Consider the following 20165-nt stretch of genomic DNA (forward strand, 5'->3'; position numbering starts at 1 on the left):
TGGTCCTCCCCTTCGCCGCGGCGTCAGCGACGCTCCCCAGATGCGTGCCCCCTCGGCAAGGCATACTCTATCTGGTGGATGAGGGCCCTTTCCTGCGGGGTTCGACGAGGGGACGCGCCGAATGGCCACGGAGAGTTTTGCGGATTCGATGCGACGCCTGTCGACGGCGCAGAAGGGGCGCGCCAAGGGAGCGCCGGCGTACAGCGTGTACGTGAACCGTCCGGTCGGACGGGTGTTCGCCGCCATCGCCCACCGTCTCGGGCTGTCCCCGAACGGGGTCACCGCGGTCAGCGCGGTCTTCACGTTCTCCGGCATCCTCGTGCTCGCTTTCGTGGCTCCCGTCTGGTGGACGGGGCTGATCGTCTGGCTCCTGCTCGCCGTCGGCTACGCCCTCGATTCCGCGGACGGTCAGGTCGCGCGGCTGCGCGGCGGCGGCTCCCTCGCCGGCGAGTGGCTGGACCACTTCATCGATGCGATCAAGATCGTCTCGCTGCCGATCGCGACCGCCGTCGGGCTGTATCGATTCACGGATGTGCCGCCGGTGTACCTCCTGGTACCGCTGGCCTTCGCGGTCGTCGCCACCGCGACGTTCTTCGGCATGATCCTGAACGACCTGCTGAAGTCCTCCAAGGGCATCGCCTCCTCGGCACAGGACGGCGGTGGCGGAGCGCTCCGTTCGATCATCCTGCTGCCGGTCGACTACGGGATCGTCTGCTTCGTGTACGTGCTGTGGGGGTGGGCGAGCGTCTTCACGGTCGCGTACGCGTTCTTCTTCGCCGCCGCCGCCGCCTTCTGCCTCCTGGCAGCGGTGCGCTGGTTCCGCGCGATGCGTCGTCTGGGAACCGGGGCGCAGAATGGCGGATGAGTCGGCGCTGGCGATCATCGTCGTGAACTACGGATCCTCCGCACTCCTCGAGAGGAATCTCGTCGCGGCGAGCCGAGATCTTCCTGCCGCCCGGGTGTACGTCGTCGACAACCGGTCGACGGCGGACGAGGCCCGCACCATCCAGGCGCTCGCGGAGCGTGAACGCTGGGTCGCGCTGCTGCAGACCGAGAACCTCGGCTTCGGCGCCGGCGTCAACAGAGGCGTGGACGCCGCCCGCGCCGACGGTCGGACCCGACACCTGCTGATCAATCCCGACGCGTCGATCGATGCCGCCGCCGTGCATCTGCTCCTGGACTCCGTCGACGTCGACGAGAAGGTGGTCGCGGCTCCCCTGATCGAGGACGGTGCCGGACGGATCTGGTCGGCGGGTCACGTGCTCGACCTCGACGACGGCGCCACGCACGGCCGCGCCTGGGCGGAGCGCCATCCGCACGCGCGGGTGCGTCGCTGGCTCACGGGCGCCGCACTCATGATCAACGACGCCGCGTGGATCGCGGTCGGCGGGTTCGACGAGGACTACTTCCTCTACTGGGAAGACGTCGACTTCTCCCTGCGGGTGGAGGATGCCGGGGGCAGGCTGCTCCTCGTCGAGGACGCGAAGGCGGTGCACGACGAGGGCGGGACCCAGGGCATCGGCGATCCGGACATGCACGCCAAGTCGCCCCTGTACTACTACTACAACGTGCGCAACCGCATGCTGCTGGCGCACAAGCTCCTGGACGCCGACACGGTTCACCGGTGGGATGCGAGCTCGCGTGCGGCCGCTCGGGAGGTGCTGCTGCGCGGCGGCCGGCGCCAGCTCCTGCGCCCCTGGCGCCCCGTGAGCGCGGTGTGGCGCGGGTGGCGCGACGGACGTCGCATCGCCCGCGGTGCGGCAGGGCGTCCCCCGACGGGCCACCGGGCGGTCCGGTAGGATCGCGGCATCCGTCGACATCCCGACGGCGTGGGGTGGGGAGGGTCGACCATGGTCGGAGAAGCGGACGGATCGACGCGGAGCGCCGGGCGGAAGACGTGGCTGTGGATCGTGCTCGCCGTGGTGGGCGTGCTGGTGATCGCCGCCATCGTTTACGCGGCCGTCACTGCCGGCTCTTCGGACGACGGTGCCCCCGAGGGCAGCCCCTCACCGTCCGCCACCGCGTCCGCCGGCGGCGACGACCCGACCGGTGCCCCGACCCCCGATCCCTCGGAGACCCCGGGCACGATGCCGGAGCTGGCTCCCGTGGCGCCCGACGAGCCGGCCGACAACGGCGACGGTCTCGTCGCGGAGATCGCGGCGATGAAGGCGGTCGAGGGTGAGGCCGTGCAGGCCGGGGAGATCGCAGGTCCGGCCGTCCAGTTCACGCTGCGGCTGACGAACGACACGGATGCACCCCTCGATCTGGGGCTCATCGCGGTCAACGCCTACATCGGTGCGGCCAAGACTCCCGCCGGAGGCCTCGTGAAGCCCGGAGCCGCGCCGTTCGAGGGAACGCTCGACGTCGGCGAGTCGGCGGAAGGCGTCTACGTCTACAGCATCCCCGAGGGCGAGCGCGGCGATGTCACCGTGACGCTGGACTACCGGGCCGGTCAGCCCGCGTTCGTCTTCCGCGGCGACGTCGGCTGAGCTCCGTCGGCGGCGTGTCGCGGACCGTGGACTGCACCTTGCCGATCTGACCCGTTTCCCCTAGGATCAGCGCAGGGGAAAGGTCGTCTATGGGGGACGGCCTTCATTAATGCGTGGCTTCGGCGTGCGCAGTGCAGAACTCTGGGGAGAACAACGTGCACTTCAATTGGGGACGCCGCGTCGGCGCGGCTGAAAAGCGCAGCACTCGTTCGCGCGGGATCACAGCAGCCGGGGCGATCGCCACGGCACTCGCTCTGACGATCGGAGCGCTCACCGTTCCCGTCGCCGCCGTCGCAGACACGACTCCTGTGGCCGGTACGCCGGAGACCTTCGCCGCCGATGCCTTGCCCACCGTGCAGATCGACGGTGTCGTGTACGCGCAGGAAGTCGTCGGGAACACCGTCTACGTCGGGGGAAGCTTCGCCAAGGCGCGACCGGCGGGTGCCGCTGCCGGGACCAACGAGACTCCGCGAGCGAACCTGCTCGCCTACAACCTGACCACGGGGGCGCTCATCACCTCGTGGAACCCGGGCACCAACGGCACGGTCCTCGACATCAAGAAGTCGGCAGACGGGTCCCGCCTCTACGTCGCGGGAATGTTCTCGCAGGCAGCCGGCGCATGGCGCTACCGCATCGCGGCGTTCGACACCGCCACCGGTGCGCTCATCACGTCGTGGGCCCCGGAGGCCAACGGCCGCATCGACTCGATCGCACTCACCGACTCCACCGTCTACCTCGCCGGTGAGTTCACGACGATCAACGGCACGCAGCGCACGAAGGTCGCGGCCGTGTCGTCGTCGACGGGTGCGGTCACCGGCTTCAACGCCGACGTTCAGGGCGGCTACGGCGCGAAGGGCGTCGTCATCTCCCCGGACCGCTCCAAGGTCGTCATCGCCGGATCGTTCACCTCCGTGAACGGCTCGAGCAACCCCGGCCGGGGCATCACCGCGCTCGACGCCAACGACGGCACCCTGCTTCCCTGGGCGATGAACAGCGTGCTCCGCAACGCCGGCACGGTGGCGGCCATGTACTCCCTGTCGTCCGACGGCGACAGCGTCTACGGCACGGGCTTCGACTACGGCGGAACCTCGCAGGACGGCTTCGAAGGAGCGTTCCGCGCGAACTGGAGCGACGGCAGCCTGCAGTGGATGGAGGACTGCCACGGCGACAGCTATGACGTCGCTCCAGTGGGCGACGCGATCTATGTCGTGGGTCACCCGCACTACTGCGGCAACGTCAACGGGTTCCCCGAGACGAACCCCCGGTCGTACAAGCACTCGCTCGCCTTCTCCAAGACCGCGAGCGGTCAGCTGATCACCAACGACACCCAGGGCTACCGCAACTTCGCAGGGCAGCCCGCGGGTTCGCTGCTGCAGTGGTACCCCGAGTACGTGCCCGGAAACTACACGGGTCAGTACCAGGGGCCCTGGCAGGTCAGCTCCGCCGGCGACTACCTGCTCGTGGGAGGCGAGTTCCTCAAGGTGAACGGCGCATCGCAGCAGGGCATCGTCCGGTTTGCGAAGAAGAACGTCGCACCGAACAAGCAGGGACCCCAGGTCCAGGGTGGTGCGTGGACTCTCAGCGCCGCGTCCGTCCAGACCGGCGTGAACCGGCTCTCGTGGAGCGCGAACTACGACCGCGACAACCAGAGCCTGCACTACCAGGTCTTCCGTCAGGACAAGGGCATGGCGACGCCCATCTACGAGACCGATGAGCTCTCGAACTTCTGGACGCGCCCCGCGATGACCTATCGCGACAAGACGGCCGTCCCGGGCACCACCTACAGCTACCGCGTCAAGGCGATCGATTCCTTCGGGAACAGCACGCAGGGCGACTGGACGCCCGTGACCACCGCCGCGGAGGGCGTGTCGACCGCGTACGACGAGACAGTGCTCGCCGCGGGTGCCGTGGACTACTGGCCGCTGGGCGAGGCGACCGGCACCGCCGGGTACGACTGGGCCGGAGGCAACGACCTCGTGGTCGCCGGAGCGACGCGCGGAGCGACCGGGCCGAACACGACGGCGACGACGTCCGCGACCTCGTTCACCGGAACATCCGCGTCCGGTGCCCGCACCGCGACCTCGATCACCGGGCCGCAGACCTTCACCGTCGAGGCCTGGTTCAAGACCAGCAGCACGCGCGGCGGCAAGATCGTGGGCTTCGGCTCCTCCGCCACCGGCAACTCGTCGAGCTACGACCGCCATGTCTACCTCGACAACTCGGGACGCGTCACCTTCGGTGTGTATCCCGGAGCGACGCGGACGATCACCAGCGGCACCGGCTTCAACGATGATCAGTGGCACCATGTCGCGGCATCCCTGAGTCCGGCCGGACAGGTGCTCTACATCGACGGCGTCAAGATCGGTGAGCGCACCGACACCACGTCGGCGCAGGCGTACACCGGTTACTGGAGGGTCGGCGGCGACACCGTCGGCTCCTGGCCCAGCGCCGGGACCAGCGGTTTCCTGAACGGCGCGATCTCGAACGTGGCGATCTACGATCGGGCGCTCACCCGCGCCGAGGTCGACGAGCACTGGGTCGCCAGCGGGCGCGCGTCGTCGATCCCGGCGGCTCCCGCCGACAGCTACGGCAAGGCGGTGTTCGACCTCGACCCGACGCTGTTCTGGCGCCTCGACGAGACCGGCAGCGCGACGACAGCGGCGGACGCGGGTCTCAACGCGTCGAGTGGCACCTACACCGGAAGCACGAGCGTGCTCGTGAAGGGCCAGACGGGTGCGCTGGAAGGCACATCCGGCACCGCCGTTCGATGGGCGCCGACGACGGGCACCACGACGGTGCGCCTGGCGGGCACGAAGCAGTACGTCAACCCGCAGGTGTTCTCGGTCGAGGCCTGGTTCAGGACCACGACCACGGCCGGCGGGAAGATCGTCGGCTTCGGCAACAGCAACACGGGCCTGAGCAGCAGCAACGACCGGCACATCTACATGACGCCGGACGGCAAGCTGAACTTCGGCGTGTACAACGGTTCGCAGAACCTCGTGAGCACCACCGAGTCGTTCAACAACGGGCAGTGGCACCACGTCGTCGGGCAGCTCTCGGGCGAAGGCATGGCCTTCTACGTCGACGGTGATCTGCTGGGGACCAACCCCAACACGGTCGCTCAGACCTACAACGGGTACTGGCGCGTGGGCAACGACAACGGCTGGGGAGGTGCGACCACCTTCACCGGAACCATCGACGAGGTCGCGGTCTACAGCACCCCGCTCACCGCTGCCCAGGTCGACGAGCACTACCAGCTCGGTGCCTTCGGCTCGGTGAACGAGTCCCCGACGGCCGCCTTCAGCGGGATCCCGACGGACCTCGACGTCGCGTTCGACGCCTCGACCTCGGTCGACCCTGACGGCACGATCGCGTCGTACCGGTGGGAGTTCGGTGACGGAGGGACATCGACCGACGGGCCGACCGCCGCGCACACCTACGCCGCCGGCGGGACGTACGACGTGAAGCTCACGGTGACCGACGACCGGGGCGGCAAGGCGTCGATCACCCAGCCGATCACGGTGCAGGCTGCCAACGTGCTGCCCACCGCCGCGTTCGACGCCGTGACGACGCACATGAGCGTCGCGGTCGATGCCTCGGCGTCCACCGACTCCGACGGCACCCTGGCGACCTACTCGTGGGCATTCGGCGACGGCTCGGTGGGAACCGGCAAGACGCTGACGCACGCCTACACGACGCCGGGCGAGTACACGGTCACCCTGACCGTGACCGATGATCGCGGCGGCAGCGCGACCACGACGAAGCAGGTGACGGCCGAACTGGCGCCGAACGTGGCGCCGACGGCCGCGCTCACGGCGACGATCGCCAACCTCACGGCTTCGGTGGACGCCTCGGCATCCGCGGATTCCGACGGTCAGATCGTCTCCTACGCCTGGGACTTCGGTGACGCGACCACGGTCACGACCACGACGCCCACGACGACCCACGACTATGCCGCGGGCGGTGCCTACACGATCACCGTCACGGTCACCGACAACCGCGGTGGCACGGCGACGGCATCGAAGCAGGTCACTGCGGTCGAGCCGCCGAAGTTCACGGTGCTGGCGAGCGACAAGTTCCAGCGCACCGTCGCCTCCGGGTGGGGAACGGCGGATCAGGGTGGCGCGTGGACCACGTCCGGAGGGGCTGCGAGCTTCTCGGCGAACGGATCGGCCGGTCGGATCGTGACGAACATCTACGACACTCGTGGTGCGATGCTCAACGCGGTCTCCTCGAAGAACACCGACACGACGGCCAGGTTCTCTGTCGACCGGACGGGTCCCGGATACTCGTGGACGATGTTCGGCCGCAAGGTCGCCACGGACAACTACTCCGCCCGGGTGCGTTTCGAGGCCGGGAACACGATGCGGCTCTACATCTTGCGCGGCGAGAACGCGATCGGAGCCTCGTACGTGGTGCCCGGCACCTACACGGCGGGCACCGAGCTCTCGGTCCGTCTGCAGGTCACGGGAACCTCGCCGACCACCGTCCGGGCCAAGGTCTGGCGCACCGCGGATGCGGAACCGGCCACGTGGCAGCTCTCGGGTACCGATTCCACGGCGGCTCTCCAGGTCGCCGGCTCGGTGGGCTTGTCGGCCTACCTGGGCGGCACCTCGGCCACACCGAACGCGACGATGAGCCTGCGCTCGTTCGACGTGGTCGACCCGACCGCGCCGACGGCGGCCAACCAGCTTCCGACCGCGGCGTTCACGCCGACGGCCGCGGGGCTCAAGGTCTCGGTCGACGCTGCGGCCTCCACCGACTCCGACGGCACGATCCAGTCGTACGCCTGGACGTTCGGTGACGGGGGCACGGCCACCGGCGCGACGGCCTCGCACTCCTACGCAGCGGCGGGCACCTACACGGTCAAGCTCACCGTGACGGACGACCGCGGCGGTGTCGCGACGAAGTCGACCGACGTCACGGTGGCGCCGGCGCCGAACCAGGCTCCGGTGGCGGCGTTCACGCCGACCGCGACCGGCCTCGCCGTATCGGTGGACGGGTCGGCCTCGACCGACGCCGACGGCACGATCCAGTCGTATGCCTGGACGTTCGGTGACGGGGGCACGGCCACCGGCGCGACGGCCTCGCACACCTACGCCGCGGCGGGGACGTTCGACGTGGTCCTCACGGTCACCGACAACACCGGTGCCACCACCTCCCTCACGAAGCAGGTCACGGTGACCGCACCGCCGGTCGCTGCCTCGCTGGCGGCGGACGCGTTCGCGCGGACGCTGGCCGCCGGGAGCTGGGGTTCCGCGGACGTCGGGGGTGCCTGGACCCTCCAGAACGGCGCGGCGGCCTACAGTGTCGCCGACGGCAAGGGCGTCGCTACCCTGACGCCGTCGTCGACCAGGATCGCGCGTCTGACCGGCGTCTCGGGCACCGATGCGGTGCTCCGGGTGTCGCTGTCGAGCGACGCGGTCGTCGCCGGAGGCGCGGCGACGGCGACCGTCATCGGCCGTCAGGTCGGAGCATCCAATTACTCGACCCGCGTGCGGTTCGAGGTCGGCGGCGGCGTCCGTCTGTACGTCCTCCGCGATGAGGTGTCGCTGGGCTCGTACCTGATGCCCGCGTTCACCTACACGCCGGGAACGGTGCTGAACGTCGCGCTCTCGGTCACCGGGACGAACCCGACCACCCTGGGTGCGAAGGTCTGGGTCGCGACGGACGCCGAACCGGCGAACTGGCAGATCACCGCCACCGACACCACGGCGGCCATGCAGGCAGCCGGAACGGTCGGCCTGATGAACACGGTCTCCTCGGCATCCACGTTGCCGACGACCGTCTTCCGGTGGGATGACCTGACGGTCGTCAAGCCCTGAGACGTCCTCTCAGAGACGACACATGCCGGGGGCTCGCGACAGCGGGCTCCCGGCATCGTCGTTCCCGGCACCGTCGTTCCCGGCACCGTCGCTTCCGGTGCGCGGGTTCCGTCGCCCCGAGGGGAGTTCGGTCAGCGCTCGAAGCTCACGAACGCGGCATCCTCGGAGGCTGACCGCTTCCGCGGCGTTCGCGGGACCATCGCGAGCGCGACTCCCAGCACGAGGGTCGAGATCGAGGTGGAGAAGAGCGGCGCGAACAGGGAGTCCCAGAAGACCTGGATCGCGAGGAAGATCATCAGACCGCTCGCCTGGCGGGTCGCCACCTGACCGGCTGTGCCGAGTGCGATGATCACGAGTGCGACCACGAGGACTGCGGCGCCGAAGATCCCGAAGCGGATCCACAGGTCGCCGAGCATCGAGTGCACTTCGAAGCCGTTGCCGAACATGTACTTCTCGACATAGCCGTTGTTCGGATCGTAGTTGAGCCGCGCCATGCCGGTCTTGGCGATCAGCAGGTCGACGCCGTTCGCCAGAGTTCCCGACCCCAATCCGAACGGGTTCGCGGCGATGAGCTCGGTGGATGCCCCCAGCTCCGGACGTCCACCCAGCAGGAGCGAACCGGACTGGGCGATCTGCTCCTCGGATCGGACCGCTGCGGCCTTGCCGAACCACCCTTCCAGGATGAAGGCCTGCAGCGCGGCATAGCCGATCACGGCGGTGAATCCGAACACGGCGAGTGTTCGCACCGTCGTCGAGCTCTTGGACAGGCGCGAGCCCAGCGCCTGCCAGACGACGAGCGCCGCAGCGACCAGGAGCATGGATCCGGCGGACCGGGAGTCGTTCAGCGCGGAGACCACCGCGAGCAGCAGCAGTGCGATCATCTCGACCCACGGCCGGCGACTCATCATGCACAGGGCCAGCACGATCACGGTGGCCGGGACGGAGAGGTCGAACTTCCAGATGTTGTCGGTGTCGAGGCCGTGGAACACGACGCCGACCAGGAGCCCGACGCCGTACCAGAGGGCCGTGGCGGCGTTGCCGAGGAGGCCGCGCACCCACACCACCACGCCGATCCCGCCGATCACGCTGAGGAGCGAGAAGCTGTTCTGCTGCACCAGCGATTCACTGGTCGGGTGATCCACCGCGAAGAAGTCCGTCAGCACCACCCCGCTGATGATGGCCAGGCCGCCGAGCGTGACGATGGCCGACCCGCCGCGGTGCCGCCACAGGGTCACCGCCCAGACCGGGAGCAGCAGGATGCTCACGATGATGCCCGCGGTCACGCCCTGCACCACGGTGATCCGTGCGGCGAGGATCACGCAGATCAGCGCCGCGAGGATCTTCATGTCGTGCCGTCCTCAGGAGCGGGGGAGGCGCCCATCAGGCGGTCGCGATGTCGCGCGATGTAGACCGCGAACGGGAGCACCTGGAAGACCAGGACGGAGGCCGCGTTCGCGAGCACCGGACCCGCGGCACCCAGTGTCGGCGTGACCAGCAGGGCGAGCGCGATCGTGGAGACCGTCATCAGGGCGACCGGGATCATCTGGAAACGGATGCCCGCCTCATCCATGAGGAACATGCCGAGCGGATAGAGCGCAGCCTGGCAGACCACCATGAGACCGAAGGCGACCACGGTCGCGCCGGAGACCTCGAGCGAGTCGTTGGTGATGAATCCGAACAGCCAGGGAGACACCGCCCAGACGAGCGCACAGATCACGGCCGCCCCGGCGGCGAACAGGGCGGCGATCGCGTAGGGGCCCCGGGTGAGTGTCCCGCGGGAACGGGAGCGGGTGAACAGCGGCCAGAGCGCCAGGCCACCGGCTGCCACGACACCGTTGATCGCGAAGAAGACCTGACCGACGGCACCGTACTCGGCGACCTCGTGAGTGGTCCCCGACTGCGCGAGGATGTACCGCAGCGAGGCGACGGACAGGGGCGCGGAGATCAGCTGGACCAGCATCGGCCAGCCGATGTGCATGACGCGGACCCCGGGCACGGCGCGCACCCGCGGGAGGTCTCTCATCGCACGGCGGAGCAGCGGCGAGAGCGCGCCGAGCGCGACCCCGAAACCGGCGGCGGCGACCACGAACCCGGACACCATGGACGACAGCGCGAGGAACGCGCCCACGGACGGCGGAGCGAAGGAGACCAGGAGCCACACGAGAAGCAGGTTGAGGGGCCCCTGTGCTGCCTGGATGAGGATGATCCAGTGGTTCTTGTGCAGCCCGAGCAGCACACGCTGCCAGATGCCGAGCGGGATGCCGAGACAGAAGACGGTCAGCGAGACGAACGCGGCCAGGTCGGCGCCCGGGATCGTGCCGGCGTCGCCGAGCACCGCGCGCCATCCACCGGAGAGGTAGAGGATCGCGTTGACGACCATGCCGGAACCCGCGAAACCGACCATGATGCGGCCGACGGTGGTGAGCTGCGCACGGATCACACGATCCTCGCGGGGAGTGTCGCTCACCGCGATGCTGTTCACCAGCACGGCCCCCGATCCGAGGTCGGAGAACGCGATCAGGCCGGGCAAGGACGCGACGAGCGTGTACAGCGCGTAGTACTCCACGCCGGCGTCGCCGATGATGAGCCGGACCGTCAGCACCCCGCAGACGAGCGAGATCGCCATCGAGACGGCCCGCGCTGCGAGGGCGAACAGGACGCTCATGCGTCTTCGCGGGCGGGCTCGCCTGGATTTCCCTCAGCGCGGGTGTTCGTGCGCTTCGCCGCCCGTGAGAGACGGCGCGGCGGTGTCTCCGGAACGTAGTACGGTCCGCGCTCCTTGCGTTTGACCGCGTTGAGCACGATGCCGATGACGTCCTTGTGTGTCGACTTGAGAGCGGAGAGCACGGCGCTGACCTGCTTGCGGCGGGTCTTCCCCGAGCGGGCCACGACGAGCACGCCGTCGGACAGATCCGCGAGCCACAGGGCGTCCGACACGACGAGCGCCGGCGCACTGTCGATGATCACGTACTCGTAGCGTTCGCGTGCCTCCGCGACGAGCTCGCGCAGGCGGTGCGATGTGATCAGCTGACCCGGGTTCGGGGCAGGCGATCCCCCCGCGATGATGTCGATGTTCATGGATTTCGCGTGCTGGACGGCCTCGTCGAACGTCGCCTCGCCGACCAGGATCGAGGTGACGCCGACGGCGCCCTCGAGCTGCAGCTGCGCGGCGACGGAGGACCGGCGCAGATCCGCGTCGATGACCAGCACGTCGTGGTTCGATTCGGCGAGAGCGGCAGCCAGCCCGATGCTCACGGAGGACTTGCCCTCGTGGGGGGCGGACGATGTCATCATGACCACCTGCAGCTCGCGATCGACGGCGACGTACTTGAGGTTCGCCGCCAGCGCGCGGAACGACTCGGCCGCGCGGCTGTCACGGCTGCGGAGCATGGTCGACAGCACGGTGTAGTTGCGTCGCCAGGCGACGATCTCCCCGATCACGGGGGCATCGGTGACCGATGCGATGTCGCCGCGCTCCGCGACCCTGGTGCCGAGCGCGCGACGGATGAGCGCGTACGCGACGCTGAGGGCGAAGCCGAGCGCTGCGCCGATGAGCGTGAGCAGGCGCGTGTTGGGGCCGATCGGCGCCTGCGGCATGCGCGCCGGCGCGATCGTCTCCAAGCGCACAGCCGGTTGGCCGGTCGCGTCGCTCGGCGACACATCCGCGACGGCTTCGATCAGCGAGTCGGTGATGGCGGCGGTGGTCTCCTGCGCCCGTTCCTTGTCGTCGTCGGTGACGGAGATCTCGATCACGACGGTGTTCAGGGTGTTCACCACGGTGACACGATTGGCGAGCTGGGTCGCGGTCTCCTCCAGCCCGAGGTCGTCGATGACGGGGGAGAGGACCCGGGGCGACGAGGCGAGCACCGCATAGGTCTGCACGAGGCTCTGCACGTAGCTCGACCCCTGCACGAGCTCGTTCGTGCTGTCGCCGCGCTGCGGGATCACCATGACCGCCGCCGTCGAGCTGTACTCGGGTGGGAGGGTGCGCGAATAGCCGAACGCCGCCCCCGCACCGATGATCGTGAGCGCGACGATGACGATCCACTGTCGACGCAGGGCGTCGAGGTAGTCCTGCAGTGACATGTTGTTCCTCCCCAAGGATCGAGCGTCCGGCCTCAGAGTCCGAGATGCTCGACCATTGACCATTCTCCCCTGTTCACTGCCGTCAATCCGCCGTGAACTCCGAGTGTGTCACTCCGCGCGCGCTCTCCACCGTTTTCGCGATGATTCGTCGGTACCTCGTGACGGAATGACGGGCGGCGGCGGCGGCCGCGGCGTCTGCGGTCTGCCGGACGACATCGTCCCAGTCGTCCACGATCCCCTGGATGGCATCGGCGACCGCCTCGGCGTCACCGGGCGGAACGACCCGCGCCGTCGGATACTCGCCGACCGCCTCGCGCAGACCGGTCAGATCGCTCACGATGACCGGCCGCTCGGCGAGGACGGACTCGACGGCGGTGTTGCCGAAGGACTCGTCCGTGCGCGAGGGGACCACCATCACGTCGCAGTCCGCGACGTGCGGCCACACATCGGTCGCATAGCCGTGCGAGGTCACCCGGCTCGTCAAGTCCTCCGTGGCGATCTGCGCCGCGAGTTCGGCGGCGTACCACTCGTAGCCACGGAAGACGTCGCCGACGATCGTGAGCCGCGCGTCACGGCCGCGGTCGCGCAGCACGGCGAGCGCGCTGACGACGACATCGGGCGCCTTCCGAGGGGACAGCCGGCCGACGAACCCGATGCGCACGGTGTCCAGATGCGCGCGGGGGGAAGTCGCGGCGGGGGGACCCGGCACCGGGTTGAGGACGACGGTGGTCTTCCGGCGCAGCGCCGGCAGGGATCGGTGCAGGAGCTCGGCGGTGAAGCCGCTGTTCGCGATGACGGTGTGCGCCCAGAGCTGGGGGCTGTACAGGAAGGCGCGCATGGCCCACGGCGTATTCGCTTCGGCCTCGTGCACGTGAGTGATGGTCCTGACGCGGCGGAGACGCAACAGCGCCGGCCACTGCGGCAGGACGACGGTGCTCACGTAGGCGGCCTCGGGGCGGTGGCGGGAGATCAACCGCCAGGAGGCGAGGAGTCCGCCGACGGCCGACGACACCAGCGCCGGCCAGCGGCGCGGGCGGAGCAACTGCTTGCGCAGGACGAACATGCTCTGCACGACCACGGTCACGCCATGGGCCTCGAGAGCCGCCACCAGCGGACCCTGTTCCGGGAGTGCGACCACGACAGCGTGCCCGGCCGCGGCGAGGCCGGCAGCGGACTCCAGCATCACGCGATCGGCGCCGTAGAGTTCGGCTCCGGGGTGGACGATGAGCACGCGCACGACGTCCCCCGTTCTCTCGGTGTCGAGGCCACGGCGCGAGCCGATCGGCGACATATAGAATCATTCTTACCGTGTCGACGCGGCCCGGAGGTAACCCTCGCGGCCCGCGCCCGCACAGATCCGTGCGGGAGGAGAGCCGGGATGACCCGACAGGTGCTGTTCGTCTGTGCGCAGAACATCTGCCGTTCGCCGCTCATGGCCTCGGTGTTCGAGGCGCAGATCGGTCCGGGCGCGAGCGTGTGGACGGTCTCCTCGGCGGGGACCGAGGCATCGCCCGGTCGACGTGCGTGCCGGTACGCCGTGGCCGTCATCCCTCCCGCTCTGGGGCATCTCTCCACGCCGTTGACGAACGACGCCCTCGATGCGGCGGATCTGGTCGTGGCCGCATCGCTCGCGGAGCGCTCGTCGATCGTCCGGATGAGTCCGAGCGCCCGCTCCCGCGCTTTCACGTTGCGCGAGGCGCTCCTGCTCGGTGAGCAGCCGATCGTCTCGGCGGAGTCACTGGCTGCCTACGCGGAGACGCTGGACTCCCGGCGGGGCACTCTCGATCTTCCGACGCGACGATCGCTTCCCTGGCAGCGGCAGCCCGAGCATCCGCTGGACGTCGCCGATGTCCACCATCTCGGCGCCCGCACTCACCGCAAGGCCCTGGAGCGGGCCGCGGACGACACGCGCGAACTCGCGCTCCGCCTGACCCGGGCACTCGCACCGGACTCGTGAGCGGCGGGATTCACCACTCCTGCGTGTGCCGCCGGGCTCGCCGGGCAGCACGGTGGATGCTGACGCGTGCGGTCAACGATCGGGCGAGCCTCTCGTAGGCGTCTGCCACGTCGTCCCAGCGGAATGCCGCGCGGGCGCGATCGCGTGCGCGCGCTCCCAGCGCTCGGGTGCGGTCGGCGTCCGTCTCCGCCTGCTCGAACGCGGAGGAGACCTCCGCGGGTGTGGAGAAGAACCACCCCTCGTCGTCCAGCACTTCGCGGTTGAAGGCCACGTCGAACGCGATCACCGCGGTCCCGGCGCCCATGGCGCGGAGAAGAGACGGGTTCGTCCCGCCCACCGAGTGCCCGTGATCGTAGGTCAGGGCGTGGAAGTAGAGCGCGTCGAGGAGTTCCTGGTCGTAGATCCCGCCGACCAGGTGGATGCGGTCGTCCCCCGCCGCGGCGTCCTGGATCTGCCGGGTGTACTCACTGCTGTACGGGGCCGAGCCCACCACGACCAGCGGCAGGGTCGCTGCGCTGCGCCGGTACCCTTCGACGATCTCGAGGACGTGGTTCTCCGGCTCGAAGCGCGCCACCACCAGGTGATAGCCCGCGGGGGTGACGCCGAGTTCCTCGATGCGCCCCTCGGCGACGGAGTCCAGGATCGGCGCGCCGTAGCGGATCATCTCGGTCGGTACGTCGAACTGGTGGCGGTAGTAGTCGGCGATCCCCGGCGCGTCGGCGATCAGCGCGTCGGCCGTGCGCACTCCGAACTGCTCGGCCCACCGGTAGTACGCCTTGCCGCGGGGGCCCCACTTCGATCGCCGCCACTCCAGACCGTCCATGTGCAGCGCCACCCGCGCACGTCGGAGGCGCAGCAGGGGGAGGAAGGGGGAGTTGGCGGCGTTGAAGACGAATGTCGCGTCCGGACGCCGACGGAACAGAAGATGCAGCGTCGACAGTCCGGTGTGGCTCAGAGTCTCGATCTGCTTGACGGGGATCGCCGGGAGGTGCACCACCCGCATGCCGAGGTACTCCTTCTCGCGGCGCTCGGAGCCGCGGGTGTAGACGACGACGTCGTGGCCGCGGTCGGCCAGGCGGCGCCCGACCTCCTCGATCGCCGTCTCGAAGCCTCCGTAGGCGGCGGGCACTCCTCGGGTCCCCACCATCGCGATGGTGAGTGGCTTCTTGGTGCTCATCCGTTCAGTATGCCCCGCTGGGCTGCACCATGACCTTCGCGGTGCGCCACATGATCTGCAGATCGTTCATGACCGACCAGTTCTCGACGTAGCGCAGGTCGAGGCGGACGCTCTCGTCCCACGAGAGGTCGCTGCGTCCGGAGACCTGCCAGAGGCCCGTGATCCCGGGCTTGATGTAGAGCCGGCGGAAGACGGTGCCGTCGTAGGCGGTGACCTCGCTGGGCAGCGGCGGACGCGGGCCCACGACGCTCATGTTGCCGATCAGCACGTTCCAGAACTGCGGCAGTTCGTCGAGCGACAGCTTCCGCAGGACCCGGCCGATGCGCGTGATACGGGGGTCGTCCTTCATCTTGAACAGCAGACCGGCGCCCTGATTCTGCTCCTTGAGCGCCGCGAGCTGCTGCTCGGCGTCGGTCTTCATGGAGCGGAACTTGACCATCTTGAACCGTTGGCCGTCGCGGCCCACGCGCTCCTGGAAGAAGAAGACGGGTCCGGGCGAGTCGAGCTTGATGAGCAGCGCGAGCACGGGAGCGATCAGCGCGATCGGGATCAGTGCCACGGTGGCGACAGCGACGTCGAGCGCGCGCTTCAGCACGTGCTGACCGCCCTCGTACCGCGGGATCTGCACCTGGATCAGGGGGAGCCCTTCGACAGGGGCGAAGGAGATGCGGGGCCCCGCGACGTCGGTGAGACGGCTGGAGAGCACGAGCTCGGCGGCGGTTCCCTCGAGCTGCCAGCTCAGTCGCTTGACGAACTCCGGGTCGCCCTCCGGACGGCTCGCGACGATGATCGTGTCGGCGCCGAGTTCCGAGGCGACACCGGAGACCGTGTTCACGTTGCCGAGGACCGGGAAGGTGGCGCCGCCGATCTCGATCTCGCGCGCATTGCCGTCGAGAAGGGTCGCACCGACCACCTGGTAGCCCGAGGCGCCGATGGGGTGGAGGGTCCGCACCACGTACTCGACGTCGTCGCGGTTTCCGACGACGAGAGTGCGTGAGGCGAACCGGCCGTGGCCGCGCTGGGTCTGGAGCCAGTGGCGCCAAACCCAGCGGGTCACGAGGAGAGTGAGCACTCCGAGCGGCAGCCCCAGCAGCAGCGTCAGTTGCATCGACTCCCATTTCAGGAGGACCGCGAGGATCGCGATCGCCCCGAATGCGAGACCGCTGGCGTGCACGACGCCGCGGTACTCGGTTGCGCTCGCACGGAACAGCGCGGCGTCCCGCGTGTGCAGTGCACTGAGCATGAGGAACCACACGGCGGCGAGGGGGATCCCGCCGCGAAGTGCCTCGGCAGGAGCGACCCCGCTGATCAGCTGGACCGCGGCGGTCAGACCGACCGCGAACAGGATGACCGCGGCATCCGTGATTCGCAGTCGCATCCGATAGCGACGTTCCCACTGACGGCGTCGTTCCAGCGTCGCGGACGCGCGCGGCGTGACCACGGTGCGCGTCACCGACTTAGTGGCTCTCGGTGCGGCGACCGGCTTGAAGCCGGTTCCCGTGCGAGTGATGCTCAGGGCATCCTCGACGGAGGTCATGCCCCGGCCCCGAAAGCCGTTGATGTACGCAGAATTCCCCAGTGCGACATGTGTTCCCCAGATGATCCCCAGACCGCGAACGAACGCTCACGGCATCCGTCTGCATTCCCGACCCCTCGGGTTTCCGCTGCCACTTCCGTGATCCCACATCACGGACTTGCGATCGCCGTCCCACACGGCGGGTGCTGACAGCGGACACTGCAGACAAGCGAAAGCATAGCGGACCCCGGTCGATCCCGGAAGATAACTTCGGAGAATGGAGCAAAGATTTCTCCGTGCCCGTTTCCGCCGGCGCGCGCGGGACTATCCTGGCGCCGTGAACGCCCCCGCATCGCCCGCACGCTTCCCGTTGACCCGCATGGTCCCGCGGGATCCGGCCCAGCCGCACCGCACCGCCAGCCCGCTGGAGCTGTTCTTCGACCTCGTGTTCGTCGTCGCGGTGAGCATCGCATCGGGTCAGCTGCACCACGCCCTCAGCCACGGCGACATCATCCACGGGGTGGTGTCCTACGCGATGATCTTCTTCGCGATCTGGTGGGCGTGGATGAACTTCACCTGGTTCGCCACCGCCTTCGACACGGACGACTGGCTCTATCGGCTCACCACGATCGTGCAGATGGGCGGAGTCCTGGTGCTGGCGGCCGGCATCCCGAACGCGTTCGAGCACGGCGACTTCGCGCTTCTCGTGGTCGGCTACGTCGTGATGAGAGCCGCGATGATCGCGCAATGGCTCCGCGCCTCGCGGTCCGCGGGTGAGCTCAGGGGCGTCACGCGACGCTACGCGTTCGGGATCGCCGGCGTGCAGATCCTGTGGATCCTCTTCCTCCTGGTGCCCGTCGGCCCCGCGCAGATCGTCGCCTTCGTGCTGTGCGTGCTGCTCGAGGTCAGCGTGCCGGTGTTCGCGGAGCACCGACGTCGGACGCCCTGGCATCCCCATCACATCACCGAGCGGTACGGGCTGTTCACCCTGATCGTGCTGGGGGAGAGCCTGCTGGCGTCGGCCAACGCGATCATCGACGCCCTCCACGAGGTGGCGTCCCTCGGGCCGCTCATCGCGATCTCCGTGCTCACCCTCCTGGTCACGGCGTCCCTGTGGTGGATCTACTTCTGGCCTCCGCACCACCGCGTGGTCACGACCTTCCGACGCTCGTTGCGCTACGGATACGGGCACTACTTCGTCTTCGCGGGCGCCGCCGCGTTCTCGGCGGGCATCGAGGTCGAGATCGATGTGCTCACCGGCGTCAGTCATCTGTCGAGCGTCGCGGCATCCTTCATGGTCACGATGCCGATCGCCGTCTTCCTCCTCGGGATCTGGTGGATCGCGATCAGGGCGAACGCGGATCGCGTGGTGAACACGGCGGTCCCTCTCGGTGCGGTCCTGGTGCTGCTCGATCCGGTGCTTCCGATCCCCGTCACGCTCACGGCCGTGATCCTCGTCGCCGTGGTGGTGGTCCTCATCCTTCGCCCTCCGGTGCGGAGGAGCGAGCCTGCCCTCGCATAGCGAAGGCATAGGCCGCGCAGGGCTCTCCGATCGGCGACCGCGCGAAGGTGGGGTCATTCCGAACGAGAGGACACCCCATGAGCAGGATCCCGCAGCCGACCCCGACCCCCGACGGTCCCGCCTACGAGGGGCGTCTCCTCGACCGAGCCGATGAGGAGGTCGTCGACCAGGGGGCGGCCTTCGACATCCGCACCGTGGTCAGCAGGCGCGGTGTGCTCGGGCTCGCCGGTCTGGGGCTCGGCACCTTCGTCCTCGCCGCCTGCACTCCGGCCGCGTCCGGCGGCGGAACGACCGCGACCCCGACCGCCTCCCCCTCCGCCGCCGCGACCACACCCACGACCGGGACCGCGGAGATCCCCGATGAGACGGCCGGTCCGTATCCGGGCGACGGCTCGAACGGCCCGGACGTGCTCGAGGACTCCGGCATCGTGCGCACCGACATCCGCTCGTCGATCGACGGCGGGGCCACCGCCGAGGGAGTACCGCTGCGCGTCGACCTGCAGATCATCGACCTGGCCAACGGCGGGATCCCCTTCGCCGGCGTGGCGGTCTATGCCTGGCACTGCACGGCGCAGGGGGCGTACTCGATGTACTCCTCGGGACTCGAGAACGTCACCTACCTGCGCGGCGTGCAGGTGGCGGATGCCGAGGGGCGGGTCTCGTTCACGTCGATCTTCCCCGGGTGCTATTCCGGCCGGTGGCCCCACATCCACTTCGAGGTGTTCCCCGATGCCGCGTCGATCACCGACGCGGACAACGCGATCGCGACGTCGCAGCTCGCGCTCCCGGAGGCCGACTGCGCGACCGTCTACGCGGACGCGCGCTACGACGGCTCGGCCCGCAACCTCAGCGGCATCACGCTCGCGAGCGACAACGTGTTCGGCGAGGACTCGGGGGAACGCCAGCTCGCGACCGTGACGGGCGATGTCGGCACCGGTTATGTCGCCGCGCTCGCCGTCGGGGTGGACACCGCGACGGCTCCCGCCGCCGGTGCGGCGGGCGGGGGCCGTCCACCGGCGAACTGACGGGGTGCCGGCGAAGGTCCGGAGAGGGGCGGGGCGAGACCTGCTATGCTTGTCGACGCAGCGTGTGTGTTTCGCCCCTCTGGGCCGCCACGTCGCCACTGTTCAGGGCCATCCAGGACCACGCACATCGATGCGCGCGGTATCCGCCCTGATCCACGATCTGCGGAGCGCCCCCGTGCGCCCGTCACACAGCAATGAGTATCACCATGAGCATCACCACTTTCCCCCCGACCGATCCGTTGTCCTGGAAGCAGGCCGACGCCGATGTGCACGTCGCGACCCGCGACGGCGAGTTCGCCGGTTTCGTCGAGTACGACGGTGCCGCGCACCTCGTCCACGACAACCACGGAACCGACCTCGGCACGTTCGACAGTCTCGACGACGCGCGGCAGGCGCTCGAGGGCGCGCACGCCTCGGGGCGCCGCCGTCGCAGCTTCCCCTCGGCATCCGCGCGTGCTCTGCACCGACGTCCGCGGCACGCCCGGGCGTGACGCCCGACTCAGACGATTCCGCACCCGTCAAGGCCCCCCGAAGTATTCCCCGCGCTGCATGAGACGCGGGCTATCTT

Annotated in this window: 14 protein-coding genes; 8 read left to right on the plus strand and 6 right to left on the minus strand. The window is 69.1% G+C overall.

Annotated features, from left to right (window positions below):
* The first annotated feature begins 148 nt into the window (after positions 1-148).
* The 4 genes from ACWA14_RS02205 to ACWA14_RS02220 all read left to right on the plus strand — a co-directional run bounded on the left by ACWA14_RS02205 (position 149) and on the right by ACWA14_RS02220 (position 8314).
* Complete coding sequence (locus tag ACWA14_RS02205; RefSeq protein WP_463795840.1) at positions 149-865, plus strand: CDP-alcohol phosphatidyltransferase family protein; 717 nt, start codon at positions 149-151, stop codon at positions 863-865.
* Entirely contained in the window at positions 855-1799 is a 945-nt protein-coding gene (locus ACWA14_RS02210) for a glycosyltransferase (RefSeq protein ID WP_463795841.1), read from the plus strand. Before ACWA14_RS02205 ends, ACWA14_RS02210 begins: the two co-directional genes overlap by 11 nt.
* A gap of 51 nt (positions 1800-1850) precedes the next feature.
* On the plus strand, positions 1851-2489 hold the full coding sequence (locus ACWA14_RS02215; RefSeq protein ID WP_463795842.1) for a hypothetical protein: 639 nt from the start codon (positions 1851-1853) through the stop codon (positions 2487-2489).
* A gap of 131 nt (positions 2490-2620) precedes the next feature.
* Positions 2621-8314, plus strand: coding sequence for a PKD domain-containing protein (locus ACWA14_RS02220; RefSeq protein ID WP_463795843.1), 5694 nt, complete (start codon positions 2621-2623; stop codon positions 8312-8314).
* Positions 8315-8445: 131 nt separating this feature from the next.
* On the opposite strand, the gene ACWA14_RS02225 is transcribed toward ACWA14_RS02220, so the two are convergent.
* From ACWA14_RS02225 to ACWA14_RS02240, 4 genes are all read right to left on the minus strand, one after another.
* Positions 8446-9660, minus strand: coding sequence for a hypothetical protein (locus ACWA14_RS02225; protein ID WP_463795844.1), 1215 nt, complete (start codon positions 9658-9660; stop codon positions 8446-8448).
* Positions 9657-10979 carry a lipopolysaccharide biosynthesis protein gene (locus tag ACWA14_RS02230; protein WP_463795847.1) on the minus strand — a complete coding sequence of 441 codons (1323 nt, stop codon included), beginning with the start codon at positions 10977-10979 and terminating at the stop codon, positions 9657-9659. Before ACWA14_RS02230 ends, ACWA14_RS02225 begins: the two co-directional genes overlap by 4 nt.
* Positions 10976-12400: a tyrosine-protein kinase domain-containing protein gene (locus tag ACWA14_RS02235; RefSeq protein WP_463795849.1), complete on the minus strand. Its 1425-nt coding sequence runs from the start codon at positions 12398-12400 to the stop codon at positions 10976-10978. Before ACWA14_RS02235 ends, ACWA14_RS02230 begins: the two co-directional genes overlap by 4 nt.
* 82 nt (positions 12401-12482) lie before the next feature.
* Entirely contained in the window at positions 12483-13691 is a 1209-nt protein-coding gene (locus tag ACWA14_RS02240) for a glycosyltransferase (protein ID WP_463795852.1), read from the minus strand.
* 87 nt (positions 13692-13778) lie between these two features.
* Between ACWA14_RS02240 and ACWA14_RS02245 the strand changes: the two genes are divergently transcribed.
* A complete protein-coding gene (locus ACWA14_RS02245) occupies positions 13779-14357 on the plus strand; it encodes an arsenate reductase/protein-tyrosine-phosphatase family protein (protein WP_463795853.1) in 579 nt (192 codons plus the stop codon).
* Between the two features lie 10 nt (positions 14358-14367).
* Here the strand turns inward: ACWA14_RS02245 and ACWA14_RS02250 are convergent, their stop codons facing one another.
* Both ACWA14_RS02250 and ACWA14_RS02255 read right to left on the minus strand, forming a co-directional pair.
* Entirely contained in the window at positions 14368-15534 is a 1167-nt protein-coding gene (locus ACWA14_RS02250) for a DUF1972 domain-containing protein (RefSeq protein WP_463795854.1), read from the minus strand.
* Positions 15535-15538: 4 nt separating this feature from the next.
* A complete protein-coding gene (locus ACWA14_RS02255; protein ID WP_463795857.1) occupies positions 15539-17071 on the minus strand; it encodes a sugar transferase in 1533 nt (510 codons plus the stop codon).
* Positions 17072-17429: 358 nt separating this feature from the next.
* On the opposite strand from ACWA14_RS02255, the gene ACWA14_RS02260 reads away from it, so the two are divergent.
* From ACWA14_RS02260 to ACWA14_RS02270, 3 genes are all read left to right on the plus strand, one after another.
* A complete protein-coding gene (locus ACWA14_RS02260; protein ID WP_463797478.1) occupies positions 17430-18572 on the plus strand; it encodes a low temperature requirement protein A in 1143 nt (380 codons plus the stop codon).
* Between the two features lie 77 nt (positions 18573-18649).
* The gene (locus ACWA14_RS02265; RefSeq protein WP_463795859.1) at positions 18650-19597 is read left to right on the plus strand and encodes an intradiol ring-cleavage dioxygenase; all 948 of its coding nucleotides are present in this window, start codon (positions 18650-18652) and stop codon (positions 19595-19597) included.
* A 206-nt stretch (positions 19598-19803) separates the two neighbouring features.
* A complete protein-coding gene (locus ACWA14_RS02270; RefSeq protein ID WP_463795860.1) occupies positions 19804-20088 on the plus strand; it encodes a hypothetical protein in 285 nt (94 codons plus the stop codon).
* The last annotated feature ends 77 nt before the right edge of the window (positions 20089-20165 follow it).

The organism is Microbacterium sp. TW_SC_2 (genome assembly GCF_055361165.1).